The sequence below is a fragment of the Aeromicrobium sp. S22 genome, assembly GCF_009661045.1.
Classification (GTDB): domain Bacteria; phylum Actinomycetota; class Actinomycetes; order Propionibacteriales; family Nocardioidaceae; genus Aeromicrobium; species Aeromicrobium yanjiei.
The window spans coordinates 112,994-134,326 of record NZ_WJWV01000002.1; the positions used below are offsets into that span (position 1 = coordinate 112,994).

Sequence of the window (21,333 nt, forward strand, 5' to 3'; positions counted from 1 at the left end):
TCCATGTTGCTGCAAGACCGTGTCGCCGTGATCACGGGAGGCGCCCAAGGCATCGGCCTCGCGATCGCCGAGAGATTCGTCGCCGAAGGAGCGCGGGTCGTGCTTGGCGACATCGACGCCGATCTCGGCCGGGCGGCTGTCGCTCACCTGGGTGGTCCCGACGTGGCCGCGTCAGCGGTGTGTGATGTGCGCGATGCAGCGCAGATGGAGGTGCTGGTCGCCCTGGCGGGCACGGCCTTCGGCTCGGTCGACGTGATGGTCAACAATGCGGGGATCACGCGGGATGCCACGATGCGCAGGATGACCGAGCAGGAGTTCGACGATGTCATCGGCGTCCACCTCAAGGGCTCCTGGAACGGCACCCGCGCCGCCGCAGCCGTGATGCGTGAGGCGGGTCGCGGATCGATCATCAACGTCTCGTCCCTCTCGGGGAAGGTCGGCATGATCGGGCAGACGAACTACTCCGCCGCCAAGGCGGGCATCGTGGGTCTCACGAAGGCCGCCGCCAAGGAGGTCGCGCACCTCGGCGTGCGCGTCAACGCGGTCCAGCCCGGGCTCATCCGAACGGCGATGACCGAGGCCATGCCGCAGCGGATCTGGGACCAGAAGATGGAGGAGATCCCCATGCGACGCGCGGGAGAGCCTGCCGAGGTCGCTGGTGTCGTGCTGTTCCTCGCGAGCGATCTGTCGAGCTACATGACCGGGACCGTCCAGGAGATCACCGGCGGGAGGTTCATGTGATGAGTTCCGTGATGCGTGAAGCCGTCATCTGCGAGCCCGTCCGCACGGCCGTCGGGGGGTTCGGCGGCATGTTCCGCGATGTGCCGGTCACGGTACTGGCCGCGACCGTGATCAAGGGGCTCGTCGAGCGCACGGGACTGACCTCTGCCGACATCGACGATGTCATCTTCGGCCAGGGGTACGCCAATGGAGAGGCCGCAGGCCTCGGGCGCATCGCAGCGCTCGACGCCGGCCTCGACGTCAGCGTCCCCGGTCTGCAGCTCGATCGTCGCTGCGGCTCGGGGCTCCAGGCCGTCGCCTATGCGGCCATGCAGGTCCAGACGGGGGTCAGCGATCTGGTCCTCGCCGGCGGGGCCGAGAGCATGAGCCAGGCCGAGTTCTATGCCACCGGGATGCGATGGGGTGTGCGGGGCGACGGGGTCGTCCTGCAGGACCGGCTGGCCCGTCCGCGGGTGACGTCCGGCGGTGTGAACTTTCCCGTCGAGGGCGGGATGATCGAGACGGCCGAGAATCTGCGCGAGCAGTACTCGATCTCGCGGACCGAGCAGGACGAGCTCGCGATGCGATCGCATCAGCGTGCATCGGCAGCGGTCGACGCCGGTACGTTCGAGGCCGAGATCATCCCCGTCGTGATCCCCGCGACGCGAAGGAGGCCCGAACAGATCATCACCCGCGACGAGCATCCTCGACCGGACACGACGATGGAGTCGCTCGCGAGATTGCGTCCGATCCGGGCCGCCGTCGACGCACAGGCCACGGTCACGGCCGGCAATGCCAGCGGGCAGAACGATGGCGGCGCGGCGGCGATCGTGACGACGCCCGATCGGGCCGAGCAGCTCGGTCTTCGGCCGCTGGCGCGGCTTGCCGGGTGGGGTGTCGCCGGAGTGCCTCCCCGCACGATGGGCATCGGTCCTGTGCCCGCTGTCGCGAAGGTCCTGGGCAAGCTCGAGCTCACGCTCGCCGACATGGACCTGATCGAGCTCAACGAGGCGTTCGCAGCGCAGGTGCTGGCGTGCACGCGCGAATGGGGCTTCGGATCGGCCGATCACGACCGCCTCAACGTCAATGGCTCCGGGATCTCCCTCGGCCACCCGATCGGCGCCACGGGCGGGCGCATCATGGCCAATCTGCTGCGCGAGATGGATCGGCGCGAGGTCCGATACGGGCTCGAGACGATGTGCATCGGTGGCGGCCAGGGCATCGCGGCCGTCTTCGAACGGTGGACGGCCTGACATGCCCCTGCCACTTTCACTCAGGAGAACCACATGAAGGCCATGATCGTCAACGAGCAGGGCGCGCCCGATGTGCTCCGGCTGAGCGAGATCGCCACGCCTGAGCCCGGGCCGGGGGAGATCCGGGTCGACGTGTCCACTGCGGGTGTCAACTTCCTCGACGTCCAGCAGCGGTCGGGCAACTACAGGATGAGAACGCCCTTCGTCGCCGGCAACGAGGGCGCAGGCGTCGTGTCGGCGATCGGCGACGGCGTGACCGAGGTGCACGTCGGCGATCGTGTCGGCTGGGCGATGATCGCGCAGTCGGGCTACGCCGAGCAGGTCGTGATCGACGCCGATCGGGCGATCCCGCTTCCCGATGCGATCGATGACGAGACCGCGGCGGCTGTTCTTCTCCAGGGCCTCACCGCCCACTACCTGACGCGCTCGACCTATCCCGTGCAACCGGGGGACACCGTCCTCGTCCATGCCGCCGCGGGCGGCACGGGGCTGCTCGTCACCCAGATGGTCAGGCTCGCCGGAGGGCGGGTGATCGGGACCGCCTCGACCCGGGAGAAGGCCGAGATCGCGCGTGAGGCGGGCGCCTTCGAGGTGCTCGCGTCGGGGACCGACGATCTCGTCGCGAAGGTGCGGGACCTCACCGCGGGCCACGGTGTCGCCGCGGTCTATGACGGAGTCGGCAAGGACACCTTCGAGGCGAGCCTCAAAAGCCTCGGCAGGCGCGGCACGCTCGCGCTGTACGGCTCCGCGAGCGGTCCCGTGCCGCCATTCGACCTCCAGCGCCTGGCTCGCGGCTCGCTGAGCGTGGCTCGCCCCGGTCTGGTGGACCACATCGCGACGCGCGCGGAGCTCCTCTGGCGTGCGGCCGAGGTCTTCGACTGGCTCGAGCAGGGCTCGCTCGCGGTCCGTGTCGGCGGTCGCTACGCGCTCGCCGACGCCGCCCGCGCGCATGAGGACCTTGCCGGCCGCAGGACGACGGGCAAGCTCGTGATCGCTGTTCGAGGTCCTGCAACATCCCAGCTCGACCGATAGCTCCCACCCCACCGCCCCGGCAATCCGGCCAATAAGTATACAGGGTTGACATAGTGAACTGATTACAAGAGGGTGAACGGGTCCGGGTCGATGTGACCTGGGACATAGAGCGATGTCTAGGAGACCTGAATGAAGAACCTTCGTGTGCCGGTGGTGGGGGCGCTCGCCGCCCTCACCCTCGCGTTGTCCGCCTGCGGTGGCGGCTCTGATGCCGACAAGTCCGAGGGCGGCTCGGGCAGCGCAGGAGAGATCGACCGCTCCGCGACGCTGCGCGCGACCTGGGTCATCCCGGCCATGGCGCTGGATCCCCACACAGCGCCCAGCCCGACGGCTCAGTATGCCTACGTCGCCCCCGTGTACGACCGCCTGACTCAGATGATCGAGGGCGAGAAGGGCCCGGAGATCGCGCCGATGATCGCCGAGTCGTGGGAGTTCGCGGAAGACGGAATGTCCGCCACCTTCACGCTGCGTGACGACGCGACATTCACCGATGACTCGAAGGTCGACGCGGCCGCCGTCAAGGCGAGCCTGGACCGGGCGCTGAACTCTCCGAAGTCGACCGTCAAGGGCTATCTCTCGATGATCGACAAGGTCGAGGTCGTCGATCCGACCACGCTCACGATCACGACCAACCGACCGTCCGCGGACCTTCCGTACGTCCTGTCGAACAGCTACGGCAGCATCATCAATCCCGCTGCCCTCGACAACCGGGACCTCGACGTGAAGCCCCAGGGCTCCGGCGGCTACGTGGCCACCAAGGTCGAGCTCGGCAAGGGCGTCACCTACGAGCGCCGTGACGGCTACTGGGACACCGAGGCCCAGAAGGTCGCCAAGATCGAGATGTCGGGTGTCCCCGACCCGAATGCGCGCATCAACGGGATGAGGGGCGGCCAGGCCGACTTCAGCCTGGTCCAGCCCCAGCAGTACGACGCAGTCTCCAAGCTCGGTGACGGCTTCAAGCTCGAGACGTACAGCCCGACGGGCCAGTTCTACGCTCTGGAGCTCAACACGAATGCGCCGAACCTGAACAAGGTCGAGGTGCGCCAGGCGCTCAACTACGCGATCGATCGCGAAGGTATCAGCGAGTCGCTGCTCGACGGTCAGGCTCCGGACGCGATCCAGCCGCTGAGCAAGAACCTCGAGGGCCACCTCGAAGATCCTCCGGTCAAGTACGAGTACGATCCGGCCAAGGCCAAGGCCATGCTGGCCGACGCGGGACTGGCCGACGGCTTCAGCATGACGATGGTCGCGGGCGCGTACTCGCCGGTCACGGAGATGGCGCAGGCTCTCCAGGCACAGCTGGCCGAAGTGGGCGTCGAGCTGAAGATCTCACCGCTCGACCCGGTCCAGGCCGTCGCGGCGTGGGGTCCCGACACCAAGTACGACTCGACCCTCCAGGTGCGGGTCGGCAGCCAGACGGGTGCGCTCACGCTGCAGAACAACTACCTGGTCCCGACCCGGTTCGTGGGTGAGGTGCCCGCCGAGGTCCGCAAGTCGATCGACGGTGCCTTCGACCCCACGATCGATGACGCTGAGCGGGTTGCTCTGCTGGAGACCGCCTCGAAGGCGATCAACGAGCAGGCCCTGGACGTCTTCATGAACCAGGTTCCGTCCTTGGTGGTGACGACGGACAAGGTCGTCGGTGCCGACAAGATGGGCCAGGCGGGCTTCCAGGGGATCTTCGATCTGCGCTACGTGGGAATCGCCAAGTGAGGCAGGGGAGTCACTGAGATGGCAGCGGCGGGCAGAGTAACCGGCAAGGTCGCACTCGTCACGGGTGCGGCCCGGGGGATGGGCCGCGCGCACGCGGTGCGGCTCGCCCGAGAAGGGGCCGATGTCATCGTCCTCGACGTCTGCGCGCCGCTGCCGAGTGTCGCCTACCCGGGTGCCTCTCGCGACGACCTCCACGAGACCGTTCGTCTCGTGGAGGTCGCCGGGCGTCGCGCGGTCGCGATCGTCGCGGACGTTCGTGACCACGACCTGCTGTGCTCCGAGGTCGCGGTGGCCGTTGACCGTCTCGGCGGCCTCGACATCATCGTCGCGAACGCCGGCATCTGCGTCGTGGCGCCGTGGGACCGGGCGACACCTGAGATCCTCAGGGACACCCTCGACATCAACGTCGTCGGGGTGTGGAACACGGTCATGGCCGGCGCTCCGCACCTCGTGGCTCGCGGGGGAGGCTCGGTCATCCTGATCAGCTCCGCAGCCGGCCTGAAGGTTCAGCCGTACATGGTGCACTACACCGCGAGCAAGTTCGCGGTGACGGGCATGGCCAAGGCCTTCGCGGTCGAGCTGGCCAAGGACTCGATCCGCGTCAACAGCGTCCATCCGACGGGGGTGGAGACCGGCATGAGCGCCGGCGGCGGACTCCAGGCAGCGATCGGGGCGGCGATCGAAGCCAATCCCCGTCCTGCGGGGATGTTCACCAACATGCTGCCGGTCGAACGGGTCGCCGCCGAGGACGTGGCCGATGCCGTGCTGTTCCTGGCATCTGATGAGTCCAAGCACGTCACGGCTCTGGCCATGACGGTCGACGCGGGCGTCACGCAGTACTGACCACGCGGGAACGACGAAGGGCCCCTACCACGTGGTGGTAGGGGCCCTTCGCGTTTCACTGACCGGCAGGGCGCAGCAGCTCTGCATGGCGCGTCATCATCTCGATCGCGCTGCGCTGGAGATCGGCAGGGACCTCCGGGAGGAGAGCAGGTCCGTGCTCGCGGCTGGGCAGCGACACCGAGGCGGTACCGCGCATGGTCTCCTCATCGCGCTGGTTCACCGCGCGGAACACGATGTCGACGAGCTGCCGGCCGGCTTCCTCGCGCTTTCCGGACACCTCGGCGCTGAAGAACTGGGTGTCGCCCTCGTAGTTGAACTTGCGGATCTCGTCGTGCTGCGAGACCACCCAACCGTCGTCGCCGGCCCAGTCGGTCAGGTAGTGGTGCATCCAGCACTCGCGAAGCACGCCGTAGTCGTAGGCGTAGGGATTGCCGATCTGCTGGGCCCATTCGGAGTCCCAGTGGACGCGCTGGGCGACATCGGGGACGCCGTGCGCGTTCTTGACGTAGAACGCGGGGATGCGCTGACGATTCTGATAGGCCATGCGGCCGGTCTTCAGGCCGTACGGGACGAAGCCGTAGCCGCCCGCGTGGAAGACGATGATGTCGGTCGTCGTCAGAGGGCCCTTGACCATGGGCGGGAGGGCCTCGCCGATCGCGACATCCTCGATGTAGCGGGGGTCGGCACCGCGACGCGTCTCGGCGGCGTAGATCTCGTCGATGCGGGCCAGGTCTTCGTCTGTGTAGTGGGGTGACTCGACGTCTGCGTACTTCGCACGGCTCTTGGCGGCTTTGCGCTCAGTCAGGACCGTCAAGGTGCGGTAGACGCCCACGACCTCGGCGTTCTGATTCATCTTGACCTTGCGATTTCTGCGAATCACCGAGCGACCCGCGAACTCTGAGCTCTTCTCCTCGACGCTCTCGAGGCCGCCGAAGCTGTAGAGCGTGTCGCCGGGGCGGATCGGGCGGTACCAGTCCCAGGTGCCACCTGAGACGAAGGCGTGGATGCCGCGGTAGCTGCCGCCGCGTTCGCCCTTGCCGGGGCGTTCGCCGCGCAGGGGCGTGTTGACGACTGCAGCCATGATCGGCGGAGCGACCTGACCGCCCCATCGGGTGCCGGCTGCGTACGCGGGATCGGTGAACAGCGGGTTGTCATCGCCGTAGCCGTTCGCGAAGTTGCGGATCGACTCATAGGTCGCGGTGCCGATGAGCTCATGATCGGGGACGGCCCAATGGCGTCCGGCGATCGCCCGATCCTTGTCGACGTCGGCGTCGTTGAACACATCGGCCGTTGCGGCCTCGAACTCCTGCTGCTGCGTGGTCATGGTTTCTCCTCAGGATGGGGTGGTGAACAGCGCTTTGACGAGCGGGCGGCTCACCTTCATGGAGGGTGTCAGCGGCAGCTCGTCGACGATCTTGAGGTCGACCGGCCGCTGGTAACGCGTGAGTCGGCCGTCGAGCCATTCCCACAGCTCGGCGACCTCGACGGGCTGACGCAGGGTTACCGCGACGGCCGGGACCTCGCCGAGTCGTTCGTGGGGGAGCCCGACGCACGAAGCGGACAGCACCGCAGGATGCGCCAGGAGGGCATCCTCAATGACGCTGGGCGGGATCTTGAAGCCGCCGCGGTTGATCGCATCGTCGGCACGCCCGTGGATGTACAGGAATCCGTCCTCGTCGATCGAGGCCAGATCGGTCGTGCGCGTCCAGCCGGTCTCGGTCTCGGGGAGCTGCCCGCCGCGTGCCTCGAGCAGGCCGATCTCACCGCTCGGGAGCAGCTCGAGGGAATCTCGATCCACGATGCGCAGATCGATCCCGTGGTGGGCGCGACCCACGCTTCCGCGCTTGCTGGTGCCCCAGCGCTTGCGGTCGGTCAGGCTCCAGCCGGCGATCGCTCCTGCGAACTCCGTCGCGCCGTACGTGACCAGGACGGGGATGCCGTACTTGTCCTCGAACGCATCGGCCATGGCGGCAGGAAGGGGGGCAGTGCCGGAGCCGACGGCCTTCACACCCTCGAAGACGTCCTTCGGAACGTCGGCATCCAGGACCATGCGCATCGCGGTGGGTGGGAGCCCGACGAACGGCGGCTTGCTCCTGCGCATGAGCTCGACCCAGGGATCGACCTCGAACTTCTCCATGAGGGCCGTCTCCCGACCGAGCAGGACGTGCGCCACGGCGAAGTACAGGCCGCTGATGTGAGCCAGCGATGCCCACAGGATCGCGGTGCCCGGGCGAAGCTTTGCCGGGTCGGTGTCCTTGATGGGCGTTCCCGCGGCCAGGTAGGCAGCCGTCATCCGTTCGTATGTCAGCTCGACGCGTTTGGGTCGACCGGTCGTCCCGCTGGTCATCATCAGCACCGCGATGTCGGTCGCGGGCAGGAGCGAGGGGGCCGGCGTCCACGTGGCGTCGTGGGCGACCAGGCCATGCTCTCCCGAGCACTCGATCGCGATCGCCCCGATGTCGGCGGCGGCGCGGACGACGTGCTCGCGCGCCCAGTCCTCGGGATCGGCGATGACGACGTCGGGCGACAGCGTGCGGATGTCGTCACCGAGCCCGGCGTCGCCCAGGTGTGGGCTGAGCGTGACGATCTCGCGACCGGTGGCGATCGTGGCGATCACGGACGCCACCGACCCAGGACGGTTGCGCAGGACGATGCCGATCCGATGGGCCCGCGGTTCGGCGGCCAACAGCTTCTCGAGGGCCTCGACGGCGTCGCGGAAGTACGACCACGTGAGCTTCTGTGAGCCGAATGCGAGCGCGGGCGCCTCGGGATCGATCGCGAGAACCTGCTGGATGCGGCGCGAGAGAAGGCGCGTGGATCTCAGCGACGCCTCCTGGTCGCTCGACTGCTCGATGTTCATGCTTCCCTCGATCAATGGATGTGAGTACTGTTGATTAGATTAATCAGTTACTTAATTATATGCAAGGTTGTGAGAGTGTGACCCAGATTTCCCACCAGGCCGGTGAGTCCCGAGACCACACGCTGGATCAATTCGTGGAGGTGCGGGGAGCACGCGTGAGGTTCGCAGTGAGCGGCGCCGGGGTGCGTGACCTGGTGCTGTTGCACGGCCACCACGCCAACCACTCGTGGTGGCACCGGGTCGCACCGCTCCTGGAGCCGTGCTGGCGCATCACCCGGCTCGACTTCAGCGGCCACGGAGACAGTGATCATCGTGACGGTTATGACGGCTCTCTCTGGGCCGAGGAGGTGCGTGCGGTCGCCGAGGCGGCCGGCGTCGAACGGCCCGTGCTGGTGGGTCACAGCATGGGAGGCCGTATCGCTCTGGCTGCCGCGGCGGAACGACCCGCGGGAATCAGCGGCGTCATCACGCTCGACACCGCGCTGCGTCCTCCCGGTGCTGCCTTTCGGTTCGGCTGGCATCCCGAGCGCGTGCCGCGAGTGCGCGCGACCAAGGCCGAGGCGTTGGGCCAGTTCCGGCTGGCTCCTGATCAGCCCGAGCCCGCGGAGGAGATTCTGGCGGCGGTGGCCGAAGCCTCCGTACGGCAGGTTGATGGCGGCTGGACGTGGAAATACGATCAGCGCGGCCTGCCCGGGATGCGACGCGAGTACGTCGAGGAGCGTCTCGCAGCCCTCCCGGTGCCCGTTCGCTTCATCTACGCCGAGCGCAGCGCCATCGTGGGTGCCGACACGATCGCCTACCTGCAGAGCATCCCGATCGCCGGAGGGGTCGAGATCGTGGAGATGCCCGGACTCCACCACCACCTCATCCTCGAGGACCCCGTGCGGTGTGCCGAGCTGATCGACGAGCACGCGACGAGACTGCTCGGCTGACGGTCTGCCCGGTGAGCGCTACTTCTTGGAGCTGATGAGACTCGTCGGCCCGGCGCGCCTGCCGCCGTCGACATCGAAGATGCTTCCGCTGATGAACCCTGCAGCACCGGAAGCCAGATACTGCACCGCGCTGGCGACGTCCTGTGGCGTGCCGACGCGTTGCACCGCGATGCCGCGGGCGACCCGTGCGTAGGCGGACTCATCGATGGCACCTTTGTAGAGCTCGGTGTCGGGCACGAAGCCTGGCGAGACGCAGTTGGCGGTGATCCCTTCCGCGCCCACCTCGCTAGCGACCTGCACGATCCATCGATTGAGGGCTGCCTTGCTCGCGGCGTAGGCGACCTCGCCGCCATTGCTCTTGGCGCTGGCAGAGGTGATCGCGATGAAACGGCCGCCGTCTCGTCGCAGGAGAGGTCGCAGCGCGTGCTCGAAGAGCACGGCCGACAGGATGTTCGCTCGGACGATGAAGTTCCAGTGCTCGGCCACCTGCTCGAGGCCCTCGTGCGGACCGGCGTTGCCGCTTCCGGCGTTGGCGATGGCCACGTCGATCGTCCCGAATCGGCTCTCCAGCTCGGCGGCAAGCGCCCTCAGCTGGTCGGGGTCGGTCACGTCCGCGGGGATCGCCATCACGTTGTCGCGTCCTGCGGCCACCTGCCGGACAATCTCTGCACGCCGGCCGACGATCACGACGATGGATCCGGCGTCGGCGAAGGCGGTCGTGATCGCCTTGCCGATCCCGGTGCCGCCACCCGACACGACGACGACATGCGGAGAGTTCGAGTTCATCGGTGCTCCTGACGATCGAGAACGGTAATCTAAATCTCTAATTGAGATTACTCATTCGGTGGAGCAGAGGAGTGGAGCATGGACATTGCCGGCAAAGTCGCTCTCGTGACGGGTGGCGCCTCGGGGCTCGGTCTGGCGACGGTCCGTCGTCTCTCGGCCGACGGCGCCAAGGTCGTCATCGTGGATCTGGCGTCCTCGGACGGAGTGTCCGTGGCGCAGGAGCTCGGACCTGACGCAGTCTTCGTCCCTGCGGACGTCACGGACGAGGACCAGGTCCAGGCGGCGGTCGACGCTGCTGCCGGTCTCGGGCACCTGAGGGTCACGGTCAACTGCGCCGGAATAGGCAATGCGATCAAGGTCGTGGGCCGGGACGGTTCGCCCTTCCCCCTGAGTGACTTCCGCCGTGTCGTCGAGGTCAACCTGATCGGGACCTTCAATGTCACCCGCCTCGCGGCGGCCTGCATGGTCGCCACGTCCGAAGAGGCCGAAGAGGTCGAAGAGCGCGGCGTCATCGTCAACACCGCCTCTGTCGCAGCGTACGACGGCCAGATCGGCCAGGCCGCCTACTCCGCATCGAAGGGCGGCGTGGTCGGCATGACCCTGCCGATCGCCCGCGATCTCGCGCAGCACAAGATTCGCGTCAACACGATCGCGCCGGGCCTGTTCCTGACGCCCCTGCTGCAGTCGTTGCCCGATGAGGCGCTCGCATCGCTGGGGTCACAGGTCCCGCACCCGTCCCGGCTCGGCGATCCGGTGGAGTACGCCTCCTTGGTCGCACACATCGTGTCGAACCCGATGCTCAACGGTGAGACGATCCGGCTCGACGGTGCGATCCGGATGGCACCCCGATGACCCGCGAGGTAGCCGGCTTCGACACGATCTCGCTCGAGATCGATGCCGACGGCATCGCGGTCCTGACCCTCCGACGTCCCGATCGGCTCAATGCCTTCACTGCCGAGATGCTGGAGGAGCTGATCGCAGCCTTCGACCTCACGGACGCCGACGATGCAGTGCGGGCCGTCATCGTGACGGGGAGCGGGCGCGCGTTCTGTGCCGGGGCCGATCTGTCGGCGGGCGACACGACCTTCGACTACGCGGCCAACGGCGACACCCCCGCGAGGGGCCGGTACGAGAACGGCATCCACCGCGATGGTGGCGGTCTCGTGACATTGCGGATCTTCGAGAGCCTCAAGCCCGTGATCGCTGCGATCAACGGGCCGGCTGTCGGTGTCGGCGCCTCCATGACCCTGCCGATGGATGCTCGGCTGGCGACGCCAGACACCAAGGTGGGCTTCGTCTTCGCGCGTCGCGGACTCGTGCCGGACGCGGCGGCATCATGGTTTCTTCCGCGGCTCGTCGGGCTGCCGACCGCCTTGGAATGGTCCTATTCCGGCAGGATCTTCACGACCGAAGAGGCAATGGATCGCGGACTCGTCAGCGCCCTTCACGCTCCCGACGATCTGCTCCCGGCGGCCCGCACGCTCGCCTTGTCGATGGTCTCGGACTCGGCACCGGTCTCGATCGCGCTGACCCGTCAGCTCATCTGGCGTATGGCAGGTGCCGCGCACCCGATGGACGCCCACCGCGCCGACAGCCGCGCGCTGGAGATCCAGGGCGCATCCGATGACGTCCGGGAGGGTGTCATGTCGTTCTTGGAGAAGCGCAAGCCCGTCTTCCCGCGGAAGGTCTCCTCCGACATGCCACACATCTGGGAGGGGCAGGAGGCCCCGGAGTTCTCGTGACCTGACGCCGTGTCAGCGGCGTCGGTAGACCGGCGCGCGCTTTTCCAGGAAGGCCGCCGTCGCCTCGAGGCGATCGGCGGTGAACGACGTGAAGGCCTGCTGGCGATTCTCGAACTCGACCGCGGTGTCGAACGCCGAGATCTCCAGCGCAGCCCACATGCCCTCCTTGGTCAATTCGACCGAGAGGGGAGGGTTCAGCATGATCTGGGTCGCCTTGTCGAGCGCGGTCTGCAGAAGCCTGTCGGCGTCGACGACGTCGGTCAGCAGCCCGATCCGCAACGCTTCGGCAGCGTCGAACCGCCGGCCCGTCAGCATCAGCTCATGGGCCCTGCCTGCGCCGACGATCCGCGGAAGCAGCCACGAGACGCCGATGTCGCACGCCGAGAAGCCGGCCCTGATGAACGAGACCGCGAAGACCGCAGGTTCGGCCGCGATGCGGACATCGCTCGCGCACACCAGCGCCAGTCCGCCTCCCGCAGCGGGACCGTTGACCGCGGCGATCACCGGCTGTGGCAGGGAGTGCAGGCGTTGAGCCAGTCCCGCGATCTCCTTCTGCCTCGTCAGCTGCCGCACGATCTCCCCTTGAGCCTCGACCTTGGCCTCGTCACCGAAGCCGTGGAGATCGAGGCCGGCGCAGAACGCGCGGCCCTGGCCCGTCAGGATCACTACCCGGCAGTCGGGGTCCTCGGCCACCTCGTCCAGGACGCGGACGAGGTCGGTGACGAGCCGGTCGTTGAGGGTGTTGAGGGCTTCGGGACGGTTGAGCGTCACCTGCGTGACGCCTGGGGCCGGCTGACTGCTCGTGACGGTGGTCATGGTGGGTCCGATCGGTGGGTTCTCAGCGATTCGCCAACCAGCTGTCGGCGACCGATGCGTCGAGCGCGGCCAAGCGGTGCTGAATCAGCCAGCGCCCTTCGGCAGGCACGAACACATCGCGGTAGCGGCCCCAGTGGTCGAGACCGGCGGCCGTGAGCACCTGGAAGTAGGCCGAGGTCTCGATGCGCTGGGTGGTGACGGAGTCGAAGCGGATGTTGGCGATGAAGTGTCGGATGAAGGTCCGGCTGCCGTCTGCGGGGGGCTGCGCCACCCGCGAGCCACCGGACAGCATCTCGACGATCGCGCCGCGCCCTTGTGCCTGGTTGCGGTCCTTGACCTCCAGGATGCCGTCCTGCGTGAAGCAGTCAGCCAGATCTTCGAGACGAAAGCGGTCGCCGGAGTGTGTGTAGGCCGCGTAGACGTCCCGCACCTGTTCGCGTGCCAGGAGCTCCCACAGTTCCATGCCGTCTTCTTTCATCAATGAGTTATCTCATCTATATTAGGACGACCATACCCAGTGTGAGGAGGTCGGCGGATGTCCGTAGCCAAGATGTCGCTCGAGGGCAAGGCGGCGATAGTCACGGGCGGGGGCGGCGGCATCGGGCGCGCGATCGTGCTGGCCCTCGCCGAGGCGGGCGCCGACGTCACGATCGCCGATGTCTCTCCCGAGCGTTGTGATGAGGTCGCGGAGCGCGTGGCGGAGATCGGCGCCCAGGCGCTCGCATTGCCGACCGACGTCATGGACGTGCGGCAGATCGAGTCGATGGTCGCCGCCACCGAGGAGAGGTTCGGTCGGATCGACATCCTCGTGAACAACGCCGGCGGGGTGTCCGGTCGCCCCTTCCTGGAACAGAGCGAGCGCAGCTGGCGCCGCCACATCGACATCAATCTCGTCAGCATGATGGCCGGCATCTCCGCCGCGGCACCCGTGATGATCCGCGGCGGCCGCGGCGGATCGATCATCAACGTGACGAGCATCGAAGGGAGCCGTGCCGCGCCCAACTTCGCGGTCTACGGAGCGTGCAAGGCGGGCATGATCGCCTTCACCCGGAGCATGGCACTCGAGCTCTCGGAGCACGGCATACGTGTCAACGCGATCGCACCCGATCACACGATCACGCCCGGCAACATGGGCAATCGCACCGGTCCGGTGGACGAGTCGACGTGGATCGAGCGCTCTCCTGAGACCGTGGACGCGATGAACCGCCTGATACCGCTCGACCGCGAGGGCCGGGCCGAGGAGTGTGGCGATGCGGCGCTGTTCCTGGCCTCCGACATGGCCTCGTACGTCACCGGCACGGTGCTGCCGGTCGACGGCGGCACGTGGGCCTCGAGCGGCTGGGTCCGTGGACGCGACCGGAAGTGGACGCTCAACGAGGGTCTCAGCTTCGGCTGAGGCCGCACAGGACGAGTCAAGACGGTAGTCAACGAAGGAGCGTGGATCGGTGAAGGTCGACATCTCATTGCACGGAGAGCTGGCGGGCGTCCCCGACCTGGCCAGGTCATTCGAGGCCGACGGCTGGGACGGCGTCTGGACGTCCGAGGTCGATCGCGAGCCGTTCCTGCCACTGGCTCTCGCGGCGGCCAACACGGACCGGGTGGACATCGGCACGGCCATTGCGGTCGCGTTCTCGCGGAATCCCATGACCACTGCGCAGGTCGCCTGGGATCTGCAGCGCCTCTCGGGCGGTCGCATGCAGCTCGGGCTCGGATCGCAGATCAAGCCCCACATCGAGCGGCGATTCTCGATGCCGTGGTCGCAGCCGGCCGCCCGGATGCGCGAGTACGTGCTGGCGTTGCAGGCGATCTGGACGTCGTGGCAGGAGACCACGCCGCTGTCGTTCGAGGGGGAGTTCTACACGCACACCCTGATGACGCCGACCTTCGACCCCGGCCCGCTGCCGGCCGGTCTGCCGCCCGTGTTCGTCGCAGCCGTCGGCGCGAGGATGGCCACGGTCGCCGGTGAGGTCGCCGACGGCCTGCTGGTGCACAGCTTCACGACGCCCCGATATCTGGCCGAGGTCCTGGAACCGGCGATCGAACGAGGCCTGCGGCTCAGCGGCAGGAGCCGCTCGGACTTCACGACGCGATATCAGCCGTTCGTGGTCACGGGCGTCGACGAGGAGTCGTGGGGGGCATCGGCGCGCGCTGCGCGCGAGCGGATCGCCTTCTACGGCTCGACGCCCGCGTACCGGCCCGTCCTGGACGTGCACGGCTGGGGTGAGCTGCAGCCTGAGCTGCAGCGACTCTCGAAGCTGGGGGAGTGGGAGACGATGGGCACGCTGATCGATGACGACATCCTCGCTGCCTTCGCCGTCGTCGCTTCGCCGGACGACCTGCCTGCGGCTTACGCACGGCGGGTCGAGGGGGTGGCCGACCGGATCTCCGTCCCGGCCGAGTCGCTGGGCCGGGAGACCGCGACGGCCGTGCGCGAAGCGCTGGCCGTCCTGTGACGCCCGACAGTCGTACCCGTCCGTTGAGGGTCGGACTCATCGGAGTGGGCTGGGGGGCACACGTTCAGGCGCCCGCATTCGCGGCGGCCCCAGGGTATGAGCTGGTAGCGCTGTGTGCCCGCACCGAGTCATCGGTCCGCGACGCCGGCACCAGGCTCGGCATCTCGGACACGTCGACGGACTGGAGATCGTTCGTCGAGCGCGAGGACCTGGACCTCATCTCGGTGGCCACTCCGGTCGAGCTGCATCACGAGCAGACGCTGGCTGCCTTGGCCGCGGGCAAGCACGTCCTGTGCGAGAAGCCGTTGGCAGTGACTGCCGACCAGGCCGCCGAGATGGTCGACGCTGCGGCAGCCAGCGGCAAGGCGACCGCCGTGTCGTTCGAGACCCGCTGGCAGGACGGCCGGTACACGGTCCGCGAACAGGTGGACGCCGGAATGGTGGGCACACCGTTCAGCGTCCGGCTGCATCAGAGCGGGCCGTACTGGCATCCCTCGCGCCCCCTGCAGTCGTTGTGGATGTACGACCTCGCATCGGGCGGTGGCTACCTCAACGGTCTGGTCGTGCACGACATCGACTTCGTCTGCTCCCTCTTCGGCGAGCCCGTCGCAGTGTGCGCCGACGTCCGTTCGTCGATTCCCACTCGCGAGCTGCCGGACGGCGACACCCTCGAGGTCACCGCGGACGACACCAGCGGCATCCTCATGCGGCTCGACTCGGGCGCGTTGGCCGTCATCACCGCGTCGGTGGTCGGCATCCACGCACGGGGCTGGACGTTCGATGCCTTCGGCACGGCCGGCACGGTGACCCTGTCAGGCGCTCCGCGGAAAGATCGGATCCTCGCGGGGGGCCTGGCCGACGACGGGTTGGTCGAGCGTGAGCTGTCGACCCAGCAGAAGCACCGTCTTCCGGACGCCGACGGCCAGGCGGCCCGAGGCCTGGTCCGGGCCATGGCACTCATGCTCGAGGACTGGCTCCCGGCGTTCTCGGGCACGGACACCAGCGTGCCGTCCTTCGCCGACGGACTGAGGGCTCAACGAGTCATCGAAGCGGCCAGGGCGTCGTCGGCCGGAGCGGGCTGGGTCACTCTCTGACGACGAGGCAGGCACGCACGCGGGCGACCTGGGTCAGGACGGGGGGCGGATGAGTCCTTGCTGCGCAGTGTTCGCCACGACCTGGCCGCGACGGTTGAAGAACACCCCACGGCACAGTCCCAGCCCGCCCCCGGCCCAGAAGCCCTCCTGCTCGAACAGCAGCCAGTCGTCGAACTCGACGGATCGGTGCAGCCAGACGCTGTGGTCGAGACTCCCGAACTGCAGCTCGGGCAGCACCACGTGGTGCGGCGGCAGTGTCGAGCTGAGCAGGAACAGGTCCGATGCGTAGAGCATCGAGATCATGTTGAGATAGGGATCGGCCGACAGCCGCTCGTAGGGTCGCAGCCAGAAGCGCTGCCGCGGGGGAGGAGTCTCGCCACGTGTCCAGGCGACCTGAGGCAGCTCGTCGGCAGGCCGTATCTCGAACGGCACGCGTCCCAGCATTGCCTGCATCCAGTCCCGCGTGCTGTCGCCGACGTCGGTCAACGCCTCGCTCATCGAGGGGAGTCCCTCGGGGCCGGGAGCATCGAACACCTGGATCTGATGGTCGAAGCCGTCCTCGGGGACGTGGAACGAGGCGGTCAGGGTGAAGATGACCTGGCCGAACTGGGTCGCCTCGACGCTGCGGTTGGAGAACGATCGCCCGTCGCGAGCGCGTCCGACTGCGTACGTGATGGGGGCGCCAAAACTGCCCGAGCGCAGGAACTGACCCTGGACGGAGCACATCACCCGGTCGTCATCGACCGAGAGACTCGCCGCTGCGGCCGCCTGGGCGAAGACCAGACCTCCATAGACGCCACCGGACGAGTTGGCCGCCCCAGGATCGCCTTCGAAGGCGTCGGGGCCGACCGGCGTCAGCACCAGGACGTTCGCAAGTCGCGGCCGACCGGGGGTCGTAGGACGTGACACCTGTGTCGTCATGAGGTCCTCGTGAGCATGGGCCAGAGGTCGTCACCTGCACCGGCAAGTGTCAGCCGACCGAGGCGGCCCGCCCACTCGTCCTCATTGCCGTACTCATCGCGCCAGGCCCACAGCCTGGTCGTGCAGCGGTGCAGCTCGTGTTCGTCGGTGAAGCCGATCGCTCCATGCAGCTGGTGGCCGACGCGGGCCACCGCACCGGCAGCCACTCCGGCCTGCACCTTCGCGGCGGCGATCGCCAGACCCGCTCGGCCGTCCGCGTCGAGGGCCAGGGCCGCAGCCTCGGTGGCCACGCGGGTCGCGGCGACCTCGCCGGCCTGCTGGGCCACCTGTTGCTGAACGGCTTGGAAGGCGCCGAGCGAACGCCCGAACTGGACTCGCTGGGAGATCTGTTCGACGGTCAGCTCGAGCACGCGCTCGGCGGCACCGGACATCAGCAGGGCACGGCCGAGGGCCCCGCGTTGGCGGAAGGCTTCACGCGTGACGCCGGATGCCTCGGTGACCGGGAGCACCTGGGCATCGTTCAGTGCGACATCGTCGAGGACGACGTCGTCGCGAGACTCTCCCGCGATGTTGTGCCCGGGCTCGAGGCGTGCGGATGCCGGATCGAGCGCCACCAGATGATCGCCGTCAGCGGCCGCCGCGAGCACGATGATGAGGGACGCATCGCCGGCCCACGGCACCCGCGGCAGGCGTCCGGACATGGTCCAGCCATCCTGCTGACGGACCAGCTCGACGTCGCTGCCCGCGACGGCTGCGCTCAGGGGTCCTGCCGGGACGTCATGTCCGTTGGCCGACAGCATCCAGCCGCCGAGGAGGGCGGTCTCGACCAGCGGCACCGAGGCGGAGTACCGGCCCAGGGTGCGCAGGACCGCACCGGTCGTCGCCACGTCGGACCCGGCACCCCCGCGATCCTCGGGCACTGGGAGGAGGGTCACGCCGAGACCCTCCAAGGCGTCCCAGTGAGTGGCTGCCGGTTGCCCGCACACCGCACCGACCGAGGCGGCCAGTGCCTTGATCTCGTCGCTCATCGAACTCCCAAGCCCCTGGCCACGACCCCGCGAAGGATCTCGTTCGTACCCCCGCGCAGCGTGAAGCCCGGCATCTGCAGGATCGACTCGGCGAGGAGCCGGGTCAGAACGTCAGTGGACTCAGTGTCGGGCTCCGTCCGCACCAGCATGCGCACGGCGTCGGTGAGGGTGCCCTCGAAGAGCGTGCCCAGGTCCTTGACCAGGGCGGCCTCGATGTCGGGGGACTGGCCGGCATCCAGCCTGCTGGCCACCGAGATGGACATCTGCCGCAGTGTCCAGATCCGTGCCACGAGCGTGCCCACCGAGGCGGAAGCGGAGCTGTCCGCAGCGTTCGCGAGACGATCCACGGCGGCGGCCAGGAGTGGATAGGTGCTCAGGAACCGCTCGGGTCCTGACCGTTCCCAGGCGAGCTCGCTCGTGACCTGCCTCCAGCCGTCGCCGATCTCCCCGAGCACGCGTCCGTCGGGGACGAACACGTCGTCGAGCACGACCTCGTTGAAGTGGTGTGCCCCGCTCAGGAGCCGGATGGGCGTGATCTGGATCCCGGGCACGTCGAGATCGATGATGAACTGGCTCAGCCCGGCGTGCCGTCGCGTGGGGTCGAGCGCGTCAGTCCTGACCAGCGCGATCATCGCGTGAGCGTGATGCGCGCCGCTCGTCCACACCTTGGTGCCGCTGACGCGCCAGCCGCCTTCGACCCGCGTGGCACGGGTGCGTACCGAGGCCAGATCGGAGCCCGAGTCGGGCTCGGACATGCCGATCGCGAACCAGGTCTCGCCGCGGGCGATGCCCGGAAGGTACGACTGCTTCTGCTCCTCGGTGCCGAACCGGAGGATGCTCGGCCCGGACTGCCGGTCGGCGATCCAGTGTCCGGCCACCGGGGCGCCTGCCGCGAGCAGCTCCTCGGTGACCACGAACCGGGCGAGGGCGCCGGCCCCGGTGCCGCCGTACTCGCGCGGGAACGTCATGCCGAGCCAGCCCTGCTCGCCCAGGCGGCGGCTGAACGCGGGATCGGCCGCAGACAGCCAGGCGTCGCAGTGCGGGACGAAGCGGCCCGCGGTCCGTTCCGCCTGGAGGAACTCACGAACCTCGGCGCGGATCACGTCGAGTGCCTGGGGCAGCCGGACGGCGCCGATGTCAGGCAACGTCATGCGGTGACCCGATTACCGAGGTGCCATGCGGAGGGCGCCGTCGAGACGGATGGTCTCGCCGTTCAGGTACGTGTTGCGCAGGATCGTGACCGCCAGATCCGCGTACTCGTGGGCCTGGCCGAGGCGCGACGGATTGGGGATCGCGTCGGCCAAGCCCTGGCGGACGTCCGCGCGCAGACGTGACAGCAGCGGGGTGTCGAAGGTACCGGGAGCGATCGTGCACACGCGAACCCTCGAGCGGGCCAGATCGCGCGCCGCGACGATGGTCATCCCCACGATGCCGGCTTTCGACGAGGCATACCCCGCCTGACCGATCTGCCCCTCGAAGGCCGCGATCGAGGCAGTGAGGACGCATGCGCCACGCTCGCCGTCGATCTCGTCGCGCTTGGCGATGCTGGCCGCGCTCTGGCGGAGGACGTCGAAGGTCCCGACCAGGTTGAGGCGCACGACGCGCTCGAAGGTCTCCAGCGAGCCGGGCGACCCGTCCTTCTCGACGAAGCGGACCGCTCCACCCGCGCCCGCGGTGTGCACGAGGCCGCGGAACTCGCCGAGGTCCTCGGCGGCCGAGACGGCCGCGGCGATGTCCTCGGTCACCGTGACATCGCCAGCGATGAAGCTGGCATTCTTGCCGAGGTCCTTCGCGATCGCGGCTCCGTCGGAGGACGCCAGATCCATGATCAGCACGCGGGCGTCGGCATCGATGAGCTGCTGCGCGGTCGCGAGGCCCAGACCGGAGGCGCCACCAGAGATGAGTACGGTCTTTCCTGCCATGTCCATGGGGATGCTCTTTTCCGTGGGTGGTGTGTGGGGCCCGGGGCTCAGAGTCCGAGCGACTTCGCGATGATGACCTTCATGATCTCGCTCGACCCGCCGTAGATCCGGGTGACGCGGGCATCGGCGTACATCCGCGCGATGGGGTACTCGAGCATGTATCCGTAGCCGCCGTGCAGCTGCAGGCACTCGTCCATGACGCGTCCCTGCATCTCGGTGGCGAAGAGCTTGACCCTGGCGGCGTCCGCGACGGACAGCTCCCCCCGGTCGTGCTCCTCGATGGCCCGATCGAGGAGGCTCTCGGCGGCCTCCATCTGCGCCGACAGGCCCGCCAGGACGAACTTGGTGTTCTGGAAGCTGCCGACCGTCTGGCCGAAGGCCTTGCGGTCCTGGACGTACTCGAGCGTGGCCTTGAGCGCTGCGCGTGACTGCGAGACGGCGTTGACCGAGATCGACAGGCGCTCCTGGGGCAGGTTGCTGGAGAGGTACGTGAACGCCTCGCCCTCGCTGCCGAGGAGGTTCTCGACGGGGACGCGCACCTCTTCGAAGAACAGCTCAGCGGTGTCCTGTGCCTTGAGGCCGATCTTCTGCAGGTTGCGGCCCCGACTGAATCCGGGCGTCCCGTCCTCGACGACGAGCAGGGAGAGTCCGGACCTGCGGTTCTCGCTCTTGCTCGTGCGCGCGACGACGATGACCAGGTCGGCACCGATGCCGCCGGTGATGAACGTCTTCGCGCCGTTGATGACGTAGTGGTCACCCTCCAGGCGCGCGGTCGTGGCGATGCCGGCGAGGTCCGACCCGGTCCCGGGCTCGGTCATCGCGATGGCCGTCATCAACGTGCCGTTCGCGATGCCGGGCAGCCAGCGCTTCTTCTGCTCGTCGTCCGCGTACTCCATGAAGTACGGGAGGATGATGTCCATGTGGACCCGGAGGCCTCCCACTGAGACGAGCTGGGCGGCCGTCTCCTCTGCGAGGACGGCGTTGAACTTGTAGGAGTCCACCCCGCCGCCGCCGAACTCCTCGGGCACCTGCATCCCGATCAGTCCGAGCCCACCCATGTGGGCGAAGAAGTCCTTGGAGACGAAGCCCTGGCCGAACCACTCGTCCTGGCGCGGGACGGCCTCCCTGATCAAGAAGGACCGCACGGTGTCGCGGAACGCCTCGTGGTCCGTGCCGTAGATCGTCCGCTTCATTGACGTCCCTCCGCCTGCTGTGCTG

21 protein-coding genes are annotated in these 21,333 nt (G+C 68.1%); 11 read left to right on the forward strand and 10 right to left on the reverse strand.

Annotated features, from left to right (window positions below; all coding sequences use genetic code 11):
• The first annotated feature begins 3 nt into the window (after positions 1-3).
• The 5 genes from fabG (at position 4) to GEV27_RS09220 (ending at position 5,561) form a co-directional block, all read left to right on the forward strand.
• Complete coding sequence (gene fabG, locus GEV27_RS09200; protein ID WP_208430942.1) at positions 4-741, forward strand: 3-oxoacyl-ACP reductase FabG; 738 nt, start codon at positions 4-6, stop codon at positions 739-741.
• Complete coding sequence (locus GEV27_RS09205; RefSeq protein ID WP_228765141.1) at positions 741-1,973, forward strand: acetyl-CoA C-acetyltransferase; 1,233 nt, start codon at positions 741-743, stop codon at positions 1,971-1,973. The genes fabG and GEV27_RS09205 overlap by 1 nt, the downstream gene beginning before the upstream one ends.
• Positions 1,974-2,006: 33 nt before the next feature.
• Positions 2,007-3,005 carry a quinone oxidoreductase gene (locus tag GEV27_RS09210; protein ID WP_153934096.1) on the forward strand — a complete coding sequence of 333 codons (999 nt, stop codon included), beginning with the start codon at positions 2,007-2,009 and terminating at the stop codon, positions 3,003-3,005.
• Positions 3,006-3,134: 129 nt separating this feature from the next.
• On the forward strand, positions 3,135-4,718 hold the full coding sequence (locus GEV27_RS09215; protein ID WP_153911222.1) for an ABC transporter substrate-binding protein: 1,584 nt from the start codon (positions 3,135-3,137) through the stop codon (positions 4,716-4,718).
• An 18-nt stretch (positions 4,719-4,736) separates the two neighbouring features.
• Positions 4,737-5,561, forward strand: coding sequence for a mycofactocin-coupled SDR family oxidoreductase (locus tag GEV27_RS09220; RefSeq protein WP_153934097.1), 825 nt, complete (start codon positions 4,737-4,739; stop codon positions 5,559-5,561).
• A 55-nt stretch (positions 5,562-5,616) separates the two neighbouring features.
• Here the strand turns inward: GEV27_RS09220 and GEV27_RS09225 are convergent, their stop codons facing one another.
• Together GEV27_RS09225 and GEV27_RS09230 are read right to left on the reverse strand one after the other, a co-directional pair.
• Complete coding sequence (locus tag GEV27_RS09225) at positions 5,617-6,885, reverse strand: MaoC family dehydratase N-terminal domain-containing protein (protein WP_153934098.1); 1,269 nt, start codon at positions 6,883-6,885, stop codon at positions 5,617-5,619.
• Between the two features lie 9 nt (positions 6,886-6,894).
• The gene (locus GEV27_RS09230) at positions 6,895-8,421 is read right to left on the reverse strand and encodes a class I adenylate-forming enzyme family protein (protein WP_153934099.1); all 1,527 of its coding nucleotides are present in this window, start codon (positions 8,419-8,421) and stop codon (positions 6,895-6,897) included.
• A gap of 155 nt (positions 8,422-8,576) precedes the next feature.
• Between GEV27_RS09230 and GEV27_RS09235 the strand changes: the two genes are divergently transcribed.
• Positions 8,577-9,353, forward strand: coding sequence for an alpha/beta fold hydrolase (locus tag GEV27_RS09235; protein ID WP_194944175.1), 777 nt, complete (start codon positions 8,577-8,579; stop codon positions 9,351-9,353).
• Between the two features lie 18 nt (positions 9,354-9,371).
• On the opposite strand, the gene GEV27_RS09240 is transcribed toward GEV27_RS09235, so the two are convergent.
• Entirely contained in the window at positions 9,372-10,139 is a 768-nt protein-coding gene (locus GEV27_RS09240) for an SDR family NAD(P)-dependent oxidoreductase (protein WP_153934101.1), read from the reverse strand.
• A 78-nt stretch (positions 10,140-10,217) separates the two neighbouring features.
• Here GEV27_RS09240 and GEV27_RS09245 point away from each other — a divergent pair, with 78 nt between their 5' ends.
• Together GEV27_RS09245 and GEV27_RS09250 are read left to right on the forward strand one after the other, a co-directional pair.
• Positions 10,218-10,991, forward strand: coding sequence for an SDR family NAD(P)-dependent oxidoreductase (locus tag GEV27_RS09245; protein WP_153934102.1), 774 nt, complete (start codon positions 10,218-10,220; stop codon positions 10,989-10,991).
• Positions 10,988-11,881, forward strand: coding sequence for a crotonase/enoyl-CoA hydratase family protein (locus GEV27_RS09250; RefSeq protein WP_153652803.1), 894 nt, complete (start codon positions 10,988-10,990; stop codon positions 11,879-11,881). Before GEV27_RS09245 ends, GEV27_RS09250 begins: the two co-directional genes overlap by 4 nt.
• A 12-nt stretch (positions 11,882-11,893) precedes the next feature.
• Here GEV27_RS09250 and GEV27_RS09255 read toward each other — a convergent pair whose 3' ends face one another.
• Together GEV27_RS09255 and GEV27_RS09260 are read right to left on the reverse strand one after the other, a co-directional pair.
• Complete coding sequence (locus GEV27_RS09255; protein ID WP_153911228.1) at positions 11,894-12,697, reverse strand: enoyl-CoA hydratase/isomerase family protein; 804 nt, start codon at positions 12,695-12,697, stop codon at positions 11,894-11,896.
• A 22-nt stretch (positions 12,698-12,719) separates the two neighbouring features.
• On the reverse strand, positions 12,720-13,160 hold the full coding sequence (locus GEV27_RS09260; protein ID WP_153934103.1) for a nuclear transport factor 2 family protein: 441 nt from the start codon (positions 13,158-13,160) through the stop codon (positions 12,720-12,722).
• Between the two features lie 72 nt (positions 13,161-13,232).
• Here GEV27_RS09260 and GEV27_RS09265 point away from each other — a divergent pair, with 72 nt between their 5' ends.
• From GEV27_RS09265 to GEV27_RS09275, 3 genes are read left to right on the forward strand one after another with little or no spacing between them, the layout of a single operon-like run.
• Complete coding sequence (locus GEV27_RS09265) at positions 13,233-14,093, forward strand: SDR family NAD(P)-dependent oxidoreductase (RefSeq protein ID WP_153934104.1); 861 nt, start codon at positions 13,233-13,235, stop codon at positions 14,091-14,093.
• Positions 14,094-14,142: 49 nt separating this feature from the next.
• Positions 14,143-15,150: a TIGR03617 family F420-dependent LLM class oxidoreductase gene (locus GEV27_RS09270; protein ID WP_309222140.1), complete on the forward strand. Its 1,008-nt coding sequence runs from the start codon at positions 14,143-14,145 to the stop codon at positions 15,148-15,150.
• 23 nt (positions 15,151-15,173) lie between these two features.
• Positions 15,174-16,244 (forward strand): Gfo/Idh/MocA family protein, encoded by a 1,071-nt coding sequence (locus tag GEV27_RS09275; RefSeq protein ID WP_153652798.1) that lies wholly within the window; start codon positions 15,174-15,176, stop codon positions 16,242-16,244.
• Between the two features lie 33 nt (positions 16,245-16,277).
• On the opposite strand, the gene GEV27_RS09280 is transcribed toward GEV27_RS09275, so the two are convergent.
• Genes GEV27_RS09280 through GEV27_RS09300 form a run of 5 tightly spaced genes read right to left on the reverse strand, consistent with a single transcriptional unit; the run spans position 16,278 to position 21,308 of the window.
• Complete coding sequence (locus GEV27_RS09280; protein ID WP_153911231.1) at positions 16,278-17,165, reverse strand: acyl-CoA thioesterase II; 888 nt, start codon at positions 17,163-17,165, stop codon at positions 16,278-16,280.
• On the reverse strand, positions 17,162-18,193 hold the full coding sequence (locus GEV27_RS09285; RefSeq protein ID WP_153934105.1) for an acyl-CoA dehydrogenase family protein: 1,032 nt from the start codon (positions 18,191-18,193) through the stop codon (positions 17,162-17,164). The genes GEV27_RS09280 and GEV27_RS09285 overlap by 4 nt, the downstream gene beginning before the upstream one ends.
• The gene (locus GEV27_RS09290; RefSeq protein WP_153934106.1) at positions 18,190-19,344 is read right to left on the reverse strand and encodes an acyl-CoA dehydrogenase family protein; all 1,155 of its coding nucleotides are present in this window, start codon (positions 19,342-19,344) and stop codon (positions 18,190-18,192) included. Before GEV27_RS09290 ends, GEV27_RS09285 begins: the two co-directional genes overlap by 4 nt.
• 12 nt (positions 19,345-19,356) lie before the next feature.
• Positions 19,357-20,121 (reverse strand): SDR family NAD(P)-dependent oxidoreductase, encoded by a 765-nt coding sequence (locus GEV27_RS09295; protein ID WP_153934107.1) that lies wholly within the window; start codon positions 20,119-20,121, stop codon positions 19,357-19,359.
• Between the two features lie 41 nt (positions 20,122-20,162).
• On the reverse strand, positions 20,163-21,308 hold the full coding sequence (locus GEV27_RS09300; RefSeq protein WP_153911235.1) for an acyl-CoA dehydrogenase family protein: 1,146 nt from the start codon (positions 21,306-21,308) through the stop codon (positions 20,163-20,165).
• Positions 21,309-21,333 lie beyond the last annotated feature (25 nt).